At 41.7% G+C, this 13,348-nt stretch carries 9 protein-coding genes and 1 pseudogene; 5 read left to right on the top strand and 5 right to left on the bottom strand.

The genetic code is table 11. The annotated features are described in order from the left end of the window. The 3 genes from CUN85_RS13460 to CUN85_RS12355 all read left to right on the top strand — a co-directional run. The coding region (locus tag CUN85_RS13460) for a right-handed parallel beta-helix repeat-containing protein (protein ID WP_235856335.1) at positions 1 to 1,196 on the top strand (1,196 nt) is incomplete at its 5' end. 657 nt (positions 1,197 to 1,853) lie between these two features. After that, positions 1,854 to 4,721 (top strand): right-handed parallel beta-helix repeat-containing protein, encoded by a 2,868-nt coding sequence (locus CUN85_RS12360; protein WP_135390620.1) that lies wholly within the window; start codon positions 1,854 to 1,856, stop codon positions 4,719 to 4,721. 592 nt (positions 4,722 to 5,313) lie between these two features. Continuing rightward, positions 5,314 to 6,624 carry a right-handed parallel beta-helix repeat-containing protein gene (locus CUN85_RS12355; RefSeq protein ID WP_135390619.1) on the top strand — a complete coding sequence of 437 codons (1,311 nt, stop codon included), beginning with the start codon at positions 5,314 to 5,316 and terminating at the stop codon, positions 6,622 to 6,624. Between the two features lie 184 nt (positions 6,625 to 6,808). Here CUN85_RS12355 and CUN85_RS12350 read toward each other — a convergent pair whose 3' ends face one another. The 3 genes from CUN85_RS12350 to CUN85_RS12340 form a co-directional block, all read right to left on the bottom strand. Further along, positions 6,809 to 8,389: a glycosyltransferase family 2 protein gene (locus CUN85_RS12350; RefSeq protein WP_135390618.1), complete on the bottom strand. Its 1,581-nt coding sequence runs from the start codon at positions 8,387 to 8,389 to the stop codon at positions 6,809 to 6,811. A 315-nt stretch (positions 8,390 to 8,704) separates the two neighbouring features. Continuing rightward, positions 8,705 to 8,950 (bottom strand): DUF1616 domain-containing protein, encoded by a 246-nt coding sequence (locus CUN85_RS12345; protein ID WP_135390617.1) that lies wholly within the window; start codon positions 8,948 to 8,950, stop codon positions 8,705 to 8,707. Positions 8,951 to 9,269: 319 nt separating this feature from the next. Then, positions 9,270 to 9,830 carry a fasciclin domain-containing protein gene (locus CUN85_RS12340; RefSeq protein WP_135390616.1) on the bottom strand — a complete coding sequence of 187 codons (561 nt, stop codon included), beginning with the start codon at positions 9,828 to 9,830 and terminating at the stop codon, positions 9,270 to 9,272. Between the two features lie 321 nt (positions 9,831 to 10,151). On the opposite strand from CUN85_RS12340, the gene CUN85_RS12335 reads away from it, so the two are divergent. Further along, entirely contained in the window at positions 10,152 to 10,421 is a 270-nt protein-coding gene (locus tag CUN85_RS12335) for a DUF3303 domain-containing protein (RefSeq protein WP_135390615.1), read from the top strand. A 299-nt stretch (positions 10,422 to 10,720) separates the two neighbouring features. On the opposite strand, the gene CUN85_RS12330 is transcribed toward CUN85_RS12335, so the two are convergent. After that, positions 10,721 to 11,161, bottom strand: coding sequence for a pyridoxamine 5'-phosphate oxidase family protein (locus CUN85_RS12330; RefSeq protein WP_135390614.1), 441 nt, complete (start codon positions 11,159 to 11,161; stop codon positions 10,721 to 10,723). Positions 11,162 to 11,777: 616 nt separating this feature from the next. Continuing rightward, a pseudogene (locus tag CUN85_RS12325) lies at positions 11,778 to 12,715 on the bottom strand (IS5 family transposase); the annotation flags it as partial. Between the two features lie 225 nt (positions 12,716 to 12,940). Between CUN85_RS12325 and CUN85_RS12320 the strand changes: the two are divergent. Then, complete coding sequence (locus CUN85_RS12320; RefSeq protein WP_235856334.1) at positions 12,941 to 13,297, top strand: RNA-guided endonuclease InsQ/TnpB family protein; 357 nt, start codon at positions 12,941 to 12,943, stop codon at positions 13,295 to 13,297. Positions 13,298 to 13,348: the final 51 nt, after the last annotated feature.

Below are 13,348 nucleotides of genomic sequence, written 5' to 3'. Positions count from 1 at the left end.
CAGCTACCAGTTCTAACAAACAGATAACCATACAGAACAACGAGTTTTACGATTATGGTTACGCTGGTGTTATGATCGGGAAGCAGGCAAGTAATGTATATGTTGAGAACAACCTGTTCAAAGACATTAATACAAGAAAGCTAAACGGGCTCTCCTACGGTGTTGCAGTTGCCCCGGGAAGCAGCACTTTCCAGTATTCCGAGTATATTTACATCAGGAACAATACTATCGAGAACAATCCCGTGTGGGAAGGTATCGATAGTCTCGGAGCAAACTATCTTTTCATTGAAGACAATGAGATAATAGACTGCAGGATACCAATATCAGTCGCTCAGATAAACGACGATGGAAAATACCCTGTGCCCGTCCATGATGTAACTATCAAAGGAAACTATCTGAAAGGCAATTTCTCTGCTGAAAAGCAGGATTCAGGCATCTACGTGCTCGGTGGACGCAACAGTGCCAGAACAGTGGTCCAGCCATATATAAAAGCACATATCTCCGACAACACCATTGTTGATGTCAACAACTGGCTTGTGTCAGATGACGGTGCGATTGTACTGAGGCACGTAAAATATGCTGTCGTTAAAGGCAATGACATCTCCGGAACAGGTGGAACAGGCATTAACCTGCAGGATGCCACTGAAGTGGTCATGCAGGATAACGAAATAAAGAACATGAAGCAGATCGCAGGTGATGTGATCGGCGTGAAGATGCTTCCTATCGTACAGGATAACATAATCATACTGATCAACAACACCTTCGATGGTTCTGCAACGTACAATGCCTATTCACATTCCAAGTTCGGGCATACATACCAGGTGAACCTGATGAACCAGGACACATCAAAGTTCTATACTCTCAATGGAGGCATGGACCTGGTAACCCCCAGTGAACCGGAAACCGAAGCTTCTCCAGCTAACGATGAAGAGGACGCATATCCGGTAGCTAAACTTGCTATAAGGTTCGTTCCCGGAGGGAACGGCCTCACCTTTGACGGTGGAGGATCTACCGATGACAACGGCATAGTCTCATATTCCTGGGACTTCGATGCATCTAACGGCATCCAGGAAGAGGCTACCGGAGAAGTCGTATCACACGATTTTTCGGTCCCGGGCAGATTCAAGGTCACAATGACTGTGACTGATACAAAAGGACAACAAGACACAGACAGTTTACTAGTAGTCGTGAACTGAAGCTGAATCACCGGTTGGCAGGTCATACCTGTCAGCCGAACTTTTTTATTTGCGAACTTTTCTATTTTCCAGCATTATCTGACCGGAATTATATTTCTACAGGCCCGACTTTTATGATATCTCAGAGCAGAAAAGTCTTAAATATATCAGAAGAGTAAGCAGGTCCGCCGGGAATGTGGCGCTGAACGTTTGAAGATAGCTTCGTGTCAACATACAACACGCGTATTACCGGAATGCTGTAAAAAAGGGATTAACGAGCTTCTTTTTCTGAAAAGAAGTATTAACTGCCAGAAATCATGCAGGCAGAACCATACATTCAGGAAAGCTGAAACTGCGAATAAATTTTTTATAAAAAGTCATCAATAATTATCACTAAATCTCTGATCAGAGGAGTCAGGAAAACAATTTCGGATCAACTTCGCTTTTTTTTTATGTCTGACAGCATATATATAGTTTAAAGTATACTATCCGTTAGCTTGTCACAATATGTCATGAAATATATCATATTATTCGTATAAAGCCATTGTCTGGAATAATATTTTATTCCAGGTTACTTTAATAATATGGTAAACCACATGCACATGTTTTGGACAGGTCGACCTAAATTACCATCAAAAAACACTTTTAATGAAAAACACAAGTTGAGAAGGTCAAAAAATGGATGTTACAAGAAAAACGACAAGCCTGTTCATGGTTTGTCTGCTCCTGGGCTTAAGCCTTGGAACAGCAATTTCTTCAGCGGCTGACACCACCGCCTCTGAAGAAACTAACTACACAATACGCATTTCTAAGGACTCCGGTACAACACTTGTCCAGACAAGTGAAGGAGCGGTGGTCTACAACGGAAACAGCGACGTAGGAGCCATAAAGGCCGCAGTTAATGCTATAAACCAGGGTACTATCCTGATAGACTCAGGGACATACATGATCAGCTCACCTGTGTCATTGAAGTCCAATATCGAGTTAGTCGGGAACAATGCTGTGCTTAAAGGTTACAAGATATTCACGATAAGTGGTGCGACAAATGTCAAGATCAGCGGATTTGAATTCACCGGTCCTGACCAGTTGTACGGGTCTGTTGGAAGCAGCTCCGGCCTCATCAATATCATGAACAGCAAGAACTGCTTCATAGAAAGCAATACATTCCACAATTTCAGGGATTATGGTGTTAATGTGGCCGTGGGTTCCACGTCCCATAGCAACGAGCAGATAACCATCAGGAACAATGAGTTCCTTGATTACGGTTATGCCGGTGTTATGATCTGGAAACAATCCTATCACATTTATGTGGAGGATAATACCTTCAAGAACATCAATACCAGGAAAGTGAATGGAAATGCCTATGGAGTCGCTGTTGCTAAAGGAAGTAATTCTTACAAGCACCCGGAGCACATCTATATCAGGCACAACTGGATAGAGAACAATCCTGTATGGGAAGGCATAGACAGTCATGGTGCAAACCATGTCTATATCCAGGACAACACAGTTATTGACTGTAAAGTGCCAATCGCCGTCTCCTACCAGACCAATGAGGGGACATATCCTCTGCCCGTCCACGATATAGTGATTACCGGGAACTATGTGAAAGGGAACATGGACTCTCCGGACAAACAACATTCAGGGATACATGTTCTGGGCGCGCGCAACTATGCTCAGCCATACACAAACATAAATGTCTCCGGCAATACCATCATGGATGTGAACAGCTGGCTGGTCAGCGATGACGGAGCCATAGTCCTGAGGGACGTCAACGGCGGAATCATTGATAACAACCGCATAATAGGTGTTGGAGGCACTGGCATCAACCTGTTGAACGCTGATAATCTGGTCGTTCAGAATAACGACATCCAGAGTCTTAAACAGATATCAGGCTATACAAAGGGCATAGAGATGTCAGCTGTCAGGAAGAGCTTCAGCACGACCATCAGAGACAATAAGTATGGCAGTTCTGTGGATAATCACGGATTTGCAAACTCCGGTTATACATACAGCGCAACGCTGGTGAACGAGATGCAGTCAAAGTTCGGAGGTTCTTTGAGCCTTAATGTTCTTACTGACACCACACCGGCCACATCAACAGTCGATCCGCCACTTACTCCGCCCGAGCCCCGTGCACCGGGAGATGCAGATGAGACTGTTATCGAACCGATATCCGGTGATCCCGGAATGACCAACTCGAATATCAGCATCTCCAGGGATGCAGATACCACAGTTGTCAAAACCGGTAAGGGAACAGTTATATACAGCGGAACCAGCGATGATGCAGCTGTCAGTACTGCAGTCAACGCAGTTGAGCAGGGAACTGTTACCTTCAACGAAGGTACATATTCAATCAACTCAGCTGTAGCCCTCAAGTCAGATATTGAATTGATCGGGGAAAATGCTACTTTGCAGGGATACAATATATTCCAGCTAAGGGATGTATCCAATGTCTCTATCCACGGGTTTACCTTCAGCGGCCCTGATGAGGAATATACGGCACGTGCCAGCAGCACAGGCCTCATTGATATCCGCAACAGTGAGAACTGCCTTATCGAAGACAACGTTTTCACCAATTTCAGGGACAACGGAGTAAACATCATAGCCTCATCCGCATCCGACCATAATAAGGAGATAACCATAAGGAACAACGAGTTCCTGGATTTCGGTTACACCGGTGTTATGATAGGAAAGCAGGCAAAGAACATAGTTGTTGAGGACAACACCATCAGGAATATCGATATCAATGACCTGAATGTGCATTCCTTCGGTATCGCTGTTGCCAAGGCAAGCAGCACTTTCCAGTATTCCGAGTACATCTACATCAGGAACAATACCATCGAGAATAATCCAGGATGGCAAGGAATCGACAGTCATGGAGCCAACTATCTCTTTATCGAGGACAATGAGGTCACAGACTGTAAGATACCAATATCCGTCGCCCATGTAAATGATGATGACAGGTATCCGGTACCCCTGCATGACCTTATAGTCAGCGGTAATCAGATCAAGGGCAACTTCTCTGCAGAGGATGAGCATTCAGCCATCACCGTATCCGGCGGGAACAACCGCGCCGACACTGTCAGCAAAGCCTACCTGAGAGCAACTGTTTCAGGTAACAACATCTCCGACAGCAACAACTGGCTGTCAGAGGAGACTGCTGTTTTGTTGCACAATGTTCCGAATGCTGTTGTTGAGAACAACACAGTCTTTGAAGATGATGGTTCTCAAACTCCTGAAGAGACCGCAGACCCTATAGAGGATGAGACAGAGACGAGCCTTGATGAGCCCCCTGTGGCCATATTGGGAATCGTATCCGTTGTTTCGGAAAGCGGTATTGAATTCGATGCCACGGGATCCCTCGATGATACCGGCATAGCCTCATATTCATGGGACTTCGATGCATCTAACGGTATCCAGGAAGATGCTACCGGAGAAAGGGTATCTTACATTTTCCCAGGTACCGGCAGATTCATGGTCACGCTGACAGTGACCGACACTAACGGACAACAGGATACAGATACTCTGAACGTAGTAATGAACTGATATGAACAACGGTTGACGGGCCATATGACCTTTCAACCGGCTATTTTTATTTTACAGCTTAAAGCTGGTGAGTGCTCCCACGCCTAAAATACGCGGGCTTTCTCTACCCTACACCTCGGCAGTCATACACATGATTAAAAATCTCTTTTTTCTGATATTCCGGCCCACATGACTGTCTGTTGACTGCTACGCGCCGGGGAAGGAGCCTTCTGCTTTAGGTACATAAAGGAAGTGAACAGAACAACCGATGTAAGTTCTGAAACTACTTAAATACAACCTGAATATCCGCATCAGGACTTATATATCTTCTTTAAGGCAACTCTAAAAAGCCTTAAAAAGGATTTTCAAGTTAACTTAAACCCTTTTTTGGGTCTGCAATCATATATATACTGTAAAGTATATTATCGAGGAGCTCGTCACAAAATACAGTTACCCCCACTCGACCCCATGATGAAATAACGAGCACTATCCCCATAGTGTTACCCGTGCTTTTCTTCAAGAGGATATATCGACCCATAGACTTATTTTTGACAGCTTGACCCACATAATCAAAAAACGGCTTATTAAACACTCAATAGTTGAGAGGTCTAAAATGGTTAATAGAAGAAAAACTACAAGCCTTTTATTGGTTTGTCTGCTCCTGGGCTTAAGCCTGGGGACAGCAATTTCTTCAGCGGCCGACACCACCGGCAATGAAGGGATTAACTACACAGTGAGCATTTCCAAAGACACCACCACAACACTCGTTCACACAGATGAAGGAGAACTGATATACGAAGGAAATAACGACGTAGAAGCCATAAAGGCTGCAGTGAACGCTGTTGATGAAGGTACCATCCTGTTCAACTCCGGAACATATATGATCAGTTCAGCAATTGAACTGAAGTCAAATACTGAACTGGTAGGCAGCGATGCAGTACTGAGAGGATACAGTATCTTCAACATAACAAGTGCTACTAACGTTACAATCAGAGGATTCGAATTCAGCAACCCTGACCAGTCCTATCTTCCGGTAACCGGCGGAGTCGGACTCATCGAATTCGAGAACAGTAACAACTGCCTTATCGAAGGCAATACATTCACCAACTTCAGGGATTACGGCGTATTCCTTGATGTCAACTCGCCATCCTACACTAACGAACAGATAACAATAAGGGACAACGAGTTCCTGGATTTCGGTTATGCAGGCGTTATGATAGGCAAGCAGTCAAGCAACGTATACGTTGAGAACAATACTTTCAAGGACATCAACACCAAAATGATCAATGTCAATTCATACGGTGTTGCCGTTGCCAAAGGAAGCAGTTCTTACCAGTATTCGGAATACATCTATATCAGGAACAACCACATCGAGAACAATCCCGTGTGGGAAGGTATAGACAGCCACGGTTCCAATAATATTTACATCGAAGACAATACGATAAAAGATGTGAAGATACCAATAGCTGTTTCTCACAGCACCAGCGATGGCAGCTACTCACAGACCCTGCAGGGCGTGAAGATCACCGGTAACTACATTGAGGGTTACACAAACGGCCAGAAACAGGATTCTGGAATCTATGTCATCGGCGGACATGGAGGAACTGTCCTTAAGCCCATATCACGAGTGATCGTTTCAGGCAATACTCTTGTTGATGTCAATAACTGGCTTGTGTCAGATGACGGCGCTATAGTCCTGCAGAGCGTAGAGAGAGCAGTCGTTGAGAATAATAACATCATCGGTGCCGGCGGAACAGGTATCAACCTGGAAAATACCGACAATATACTTGTGAAAGGTAACAGCATAACAGAAATGAAACCAATATCCGGTTCCACCAAAGGCCTGGAGATAATCTCCAGCGGCAGTAACCTTGTGTTCGAGAACAACAATTTCGATAGTACAGTACACATTCCGGGTATCTGATAACCCGGAAACAGAACATATATGTCCCGGCATACTTCCTGCGACCTCAGGAATAATGCCGGGACACCTCTGACACATTATCAGACACGTAGTTGGCGGACCTCTACTTATCCGCCAACCCAACCTCCTTTTCTTTATTCAGGGATCAATTTCCTGCTTTACCTGCATTAGCAATTATTTCCTATCAGATGCTGACATCCATTGTCTTATTACATTCCCTCATATCAAACAGCATTGCAAAGAGGAGGAACTGCAATCCTGCAACGATAAAGAGGGCATCTATCAACGGAAGACTCGGTGGCACAGGCCAGCCGGCTATGAAAGTCGCAGCCAGCGTATACAATGTCAGAAGAGCACCCACAGGTAAGAAGATCATCCCGAAAGCGTAAAAGAACACAAGGGGATGGAAACTCTGGATAGAGTACTTCATCTTAAGCCTCCAGAGGAACTTCTTTAAGAGCATGGTAGATACCTTGGTCATATACCTGCCATACTTTATACTCGACTTCTCATTACCGTAGTGAGCAGGCATGGAAATATCAATTGTCCTGAAGCCGAATGTATTGAGCTTCACCAGCATGTCATTGCAGTACCCGTAATAAGTGTAAAGGTGATCGATGTCTATATTGGACAGTGCGTGCTTTGAGATTGCAGTGTAGCCATTCTGAGGGTCCATTACATTCCAGTATCCGCTACTTATCTTTGTGAGCAGGGTAAGAATAGAATTTCCGAAAAGTCTCCAGGAACTCATCCCCCCACGGAACTCCTCTGATTTGAGACGGTTACCTTTTGTATAGTCGGCTTCCCCCCGGATGATCGGCATTAACAGATTTGGCATAAGTGCCGGGTTCATCTGGTTATCACCGCCCATGACAACCGTTATGTCCATGTCTTCCTGAAGAGCTCTCTTGTAACCATGAAGGATCGCGGCGCCCACTCCCTGGTTCTCCTTGTGATCAATAACTGACAGGCGCGGGTCATCGATCGAGTTCAGCACTTCGGCAGTATTGTCGGTACTTGCGTCATTTATGACATATATCCTGTTAACATAATCCGGGATACCGTCGACGGTGGTTGAAATCAGTTTCTCCTCATTATAAGCAGGTATCACTACACCAATCTTGTATTTGTGGAGGATGTCAGTATCTTCTTTCTGAAGTTTACTGACATTCATTTCCTTGATCCTCATTCCGGCATCCGATATATCCTTGATCAGGGAAAGCTCCATGGGCAAGGAGTCCGGCTCGAACTTCATGAAATTTGCGGACTGGGCCGAGAATGCCGCATATCCGATATTATCATATAGGAATTTAGTGAACTGCTGCCTGCCAGGATCAGAACCGTTTCCGTTTCCGTTTCCGTTCCCATTGTTATCCGTTATCAGTGACTGTATGTCGTATTGTGGCCCTCCATTCGACGGATACGGGCTGTAACCCACAACAGCATCTGCTTCAAGCCACATTACAGGGTCCAGCATTTTGGGTATCTCTTCAGTGTTATACAACTGACCCGGATTTATTACAAGTACTGGACCTTTCCCGAATCGTTCGGAGAACTTGAAGGCCGCCTTGAGGGATTCCATTTTCCCTTTGTGCGCTTCATGCCTTATTACATAGGCAGACATCTTTTCTGCGACATATGCAGTCGAATCAGTACTTCCATCATCAACCACTACTATATTATCAACATATACCCCTGCCTTTTTGATGATATCATGTATGTTAGCCTCATCATTATAGGCAGGTATTATACCTGTTATCCCCATTTTAACTCCCCTTCTTGCGGTTCAGAACTAAATCTGCATGTGTAAGCTAGCCACTCATTAGCATACCAGCAATGCTAATCAGAATTTGCTTACTATCCACTCCAAACAACAAAATGATCTCCCTATTAATAATATTATCGCATGATCGAGTAGAAAACGCAGAAAATGAAGCTAATTGGAATATTATATTCGCACAGATGAGCTTAATAGATAACAATTGTTTGTATTCACACAAGATAATCCCATAAGCTTTACGTTGATAACAACATATAATTAGTGCATTTAATTCAAAGGTCGTTCTCTTAGTATCCGGATTCAGGTCCAGGTCATGTTTATCCATAGATCGGGGTTGCGATAGGGCTTGATAGGGTTGCCATTCCTGTAAAGGATATACCGGAGTTTCATATCATTGCCCGTAACTTCAGGCACAAATGACAAGGGCTTCTCCAATGTTTCTTTATGGGCAAGTGATATATTGAGTATACCGTCCGGCATATCTACCGTTGTGTTGTTGAGCCGGGTCTGTGAAGGCTGTCGATTACTCTGCTCTTGATAGAGCATCTATTGTTCCGGATGTGGTGGTCATCGTGGCAGGGCCTCATAAGATGATGAAACGTTCACAGGCGGGCTCTCTAAAGGAGAGATGGTTATGGAAATGCCGTTCGCGCAGATGGGGAATGTGGTCGAGTCTTCCAGGCAAATGTTCAGGATGTTAGATTATTTTGCCTCCACAACTGTAAATTCTGACTATTTCCACAACTAAACAGGCTATCCGACAATTCAATTTCAGGGTAAAAGATAGAAAAAATAAGGCATATACAATCTTTAAAAGAGAAAAATAGAAATCCCAGTCCTTTTCGGGACTGGGTGTTGACATCCCTTAAGTCATTGATGGTGGTAATATCACCTGGTCTATGACATGAATTACACCATTGCTGGCCTCAATGTCTGTCTGTGTCACATTAGCATTGTTGACCATGACATCTCCATCAGTTACAAGGATGGTGATATCTTCGCCCTGTAATGTCGTCAGGGATTCCATATCGACAATATCACTAGCCATATATTCTCCGTCTACAACGTGATATGTGAGCACAGTTCTAAGTGCTTCTTCGTCTGCCAGCAGTGCATCAAGAGTTCCCTCAGGCAGTGCGTCAAATGCTTCGTCCGTTGGTGCAAATACAGTGAATGGACCTTCATCACTTAAGGTTTCGACTAGTCCTGCTTCTTGAACAGCCTGCACCAAGGTGTTGAATGAACCTGCACTTTCGGCAACTTCTACAATATTCATCTCTTCAGTTTCATCAACATCTGTTTCATCAACATCCGTTTCATCAACATCCGTTTCATTAACATCTGTTTCCTGAGGCTGTTCTGCACAGCCTGATAAAATTATAGCTGCTGTTATAATCAGCAACATCAACATTTTTATCATTTTCATTTCTAACTCTCCCGATATTTCCGTTTAATTTTTGTAGCTATTTAATTTTAGTACGTTGACATATATAAACCACTCCCTAAATAATTTAAATATATGCCTACATATATTGCCATATATATATCGACAAATTTATTTAAAATTTAAATTTATTTATTTAAAGTATGTAAATAATATTTTAATTTGAAATTAAAAATCATTTCAATTATCTTTCAACATTCAAGCAATATATTATATAGTCTTCAGTTCTGTATATAATCAGGGTAGGGTGCAGAAAGCGAGTTTCGTGCTCTGCTTGCAGGAAATAGAATCAGGAGGATTAAAATGTTATTCTTTAGTACAAGCACGTGGGAACCCGAGAACAGTAACAAGATCATTGAACACTTTAAGAAACTGAGGCCACCAGCTGGCGTAAAAATCATTAACCAATGGGTGGATATCTCCGGTGGAAGGTATTTCATACTCTACGAAACCGAAGATGCCAAATCATTTGCTGAATTCAACCTGCCATGGTCTGATATCTGCTATATAGAAACCAGTGTAGTAATGGAATCTACTGAGTTCATTAAGCTCATGAGTTCAAAGGGAGTATAATCTCTCTTTTTTTAATAAAGGTTCAACTCTTCTTCTCAAACTTTCCTTCTTCCGGTTTTCCAAACCGACGGGTTGCCACATTATGAACAAAACCTATAACAATTGGATACAGTATTATTAAATGAAGGCACTATTTCTTCCGGATAGCAACAATCCCAAGATGACCATCTACAGTGACCTTATCACCAGTTCGGATGATCATTGTTGTATCATGTATATCTGTAACAGAGGGATACCATATCCCCTTGCAGTGATGACCCCGTGTATCAGCATTCCACCTCTGCGTTCTACTGTCCCGCTTACGACATGTCTATCTTCACAACATTCTGGAACTTGCTTGCAACTATGTAGCTTTTGACTTCCATTCTCATCAGGGCGGATGACGGAGAGAGCAGGAAATCATGGAGATATGGATTTTTCGCCAGATATACATTTTTAATGTCATCTGTTTTCTCAGCCTCCATAACTTTCCCGGTCGCATTAACAGCCATAGCATCCTTGAAATCACTCTCATTATTGGACCTGTTATCGATCATCATGGATGCTTTCTGGGAAGTTATGAGGTAAGAATATTTCCTGGTAGCTACAGAGGTTACAAAAAATATGTATTTAAGATCTTCAGTGGCCGCAAATCCCACAAGGTTCGTATAAGGCACATCTTCATGAATACTTGCAAGTACAGCAAATTTTTGCTCTTTCAGCAGAGACTTCAGACTTTCCACTAAACACTTCTCTGACATTTCTGAACCTTCAATTAAATTTCTTTTTTATATTGGTTCTTTCATATTTATGCCTTTTTTGGATTGTTATGGAATAAACGAAAAATAACTTAAGGATAAGTTAAATGCCTGATCTGAGTATGACAGAGCCGAATAACAAAAAATATGTAATTGCAATAAATCTTATTTACGATTTAATTTTGATATATCGTTTTCACGGATTAACAGGTCAAGATAATAGATTAAAAAAAACCAATTTATCTTCTGGAAGAGCTGCGCAGGCTTGTCGATTTCCCAACTTTGCGCAGCCCTTTAGACCTGTAAAGTTTTGAGGATTTGTTTTTCCTTCTTTTCTTAGCGCTTTTTTCCAATAAAGAGTTGAAGAACCATAAGAACACATAAGCTACAATAAACATTACTGCAACTATAAGAACCAGGCAACTCCATCGGACATATCCATATATTTTCCGTCCTTTTTTCCTAATTATATTGGCTGATTATTATATACAAGTTTACTCTGTCTTCAAAACACCGGACATCGATCTGACCAAAAATTTCTGATGGTAAAAAATATATTCTCATTAAGAATATACGCTATGTCCTTGAGATAATCCTTTTTAATTACTCTCTTTTTCGGCTCTGTAGAAATCCTCATTTGAATCAAACAAACAACCTTAGCATACCTGCCAAGGTTGTTTACTATTAGCTTTATTTTAATCTCTTTTATCTGATTCCAGTGCTTCCTGGCCTTTAACTCCTCACCATATTTCCTTTTGAGCACTGAAAACATAGTTTCAACAAGGCTTCTGTTATGATAAAGTTCCTCATCAAACTCTTTTATCATTTTTCTACAATAATATCCTTTTATCCTTTTTCTCTTCCTGTGCCTTAAAGGGATCATAGCTACTGCTTGTAATTGCTCTCTTGTTAGCGAATGTATGGCTTCTGAATCATATGCTTTATCCATTACATAGTAGTTAGATCTGCGAGTTTTGTGATATTGTCTTAGCAATGTCAATGCATGCTTTGCGTCATGACTTGGTTTACTTCATATCTTAAAACCAGTAACTATTAATTTATTATTATCAACAGAAATACTTACTTTCATGAATGATCTGCGTTTCTTCTTTGTCCTGAGTGAATAATAGTAACTACAATAACCACTGGTAAATCCACTTGAATCAATAGTATTAACTTCTATCCTTTCCCCATATGAATAGAACAGATCAAGTGTTTGCTTTAATAATCCATTGAAGTAAACAGATCTAATTCTTCTAACGAACTTGTGCAGAGTGTTCCAGATTATAAATCTGGAACTCCCATTCAATCTATGATTTAATGGAAAGTGAAATGTGAAACTTGTTTTAATCCTATCTTTAATTTTACCTTGTCCATCAATTCGACAAGTTCTACAATACTTCTATAATCGGTTTTCAGGTACTCTTTCAGCAAAACCAGTGTCATTAGCTGGTGTTGGGTGTATTTCCCCTTAGAATACTTACAACTATAAATCTCTAAATGTGAGTTTCCTGATACAACTAGCGCTGTATCAACAAACTTTAAGTACTTGTCAGACTGACATCAAATCGAAGATTTAATGGGAGTTCCAGATCTTTGATCTGGAACAAAACACTAAACATCCCCTTTGTGTTTTTCGCTATCAAGTTAAGACTTTGGGATTTATCCTTTTTAAATGATTACGGACTAAATTAAGTAGAAAATAGGGTTTCTACAGAGCCATTTTAACCACAAATTAAGAGGTAATTAATTGATAATTATGATTTCATAGCATTTGAAGAATTGAATGTAAAGAATATGGTTAAAAAAAATTCAATACTTTCAAAATCAATACACGATGCATCATGGAGCAATCTAATTCAGATTACAAAATACAAAGCGAAAGAAGCTGGTAAGTTTGTAGAGTTAGTAAATCCATGCAATACATCACAACTTTGCAGTAATTGTGGTGAAAAGGTTGAGAAATCATTAGCAATAAGAGTACATAACTGTCCTCATTGTAGATTAGTTCTTGACCGTGACCATAATGCCGCTATCAATATTCTCAATCGTGCTGTAGGAACTACAGCTCAGGCTTGTGGAATCGAGCCGTTGGATTCGATAATGAAGCAGGAAGCTACCCTGTTTATAGGGTGGTAATTCACAGGTTCAAAACGGTGCGGTCAGAGAGCTATTTGCCCAATAAGAATA

The sequence above is a fragment of the Methanolobus halotolerans genome, assembly GCF_004745425.1.
GTDB classification, from domain to species: Archaea; Halobacteriota; Methanosarcinia; order Methanosarcinales; family Methanosarcinaceae; genus Methanolobus; species Methanolobus halotolerans.
Note: the sequence above shows the minus strand (reverse complement) of the source record. Positions and strands in the feature narration are given on the sequence as shown.

Coding starts and splice junctions, on each gene's coding strand:
- CUN85_RS12330 (WP_135390614.1), bottom strand. CDS start 11,161: ATGTCAGAGAAGTGTTTAGTGGAAAGTCTGAAGTCTCTGCTGAAAGAG.
- CUN85_RS12340 (WP_135390616.1), bottom strand. CDS start 9,830: ATGAAAATGATAAAAATGTTGATGTTGCTGATTATAACAGCAGCTATA.
- CUN85_RS12350 (WP_135390618.1), bottom strand. CDS start 8,389: ATGGGGATAACAGGTATAATACCTGCCTATAATGATGAGGCTAACATA.
- CUN85_RS12355 (WP_135390619.1), top strand. CDS start 5,314: ATGGTTAATAGAAGAAAAACTACAAGCCTTTTATTGGTTTGTCTGCTC.
- CUN85_RS12360 (WP_135390620.1), top strand. CDS start 1,854: ATGGATGTTACAAGAAAAACGACAAGCCTGTTCATGGTTTGTCTGCTC.
- CUN85_RS12335 (WP_135390615.1), top strand. CDS start 10,152: ATGTTATTCTTTAGTACAAGCACGTGGGAACCCGAGAACAGTAACAAG.
- CUN85_RS12345 (WP_135390617.1), bottom strand. CDS start 8,950: ATGCTCTATCAAGAGCAGAGTAATCGACAGCCTTCACAGACCCGGCTC.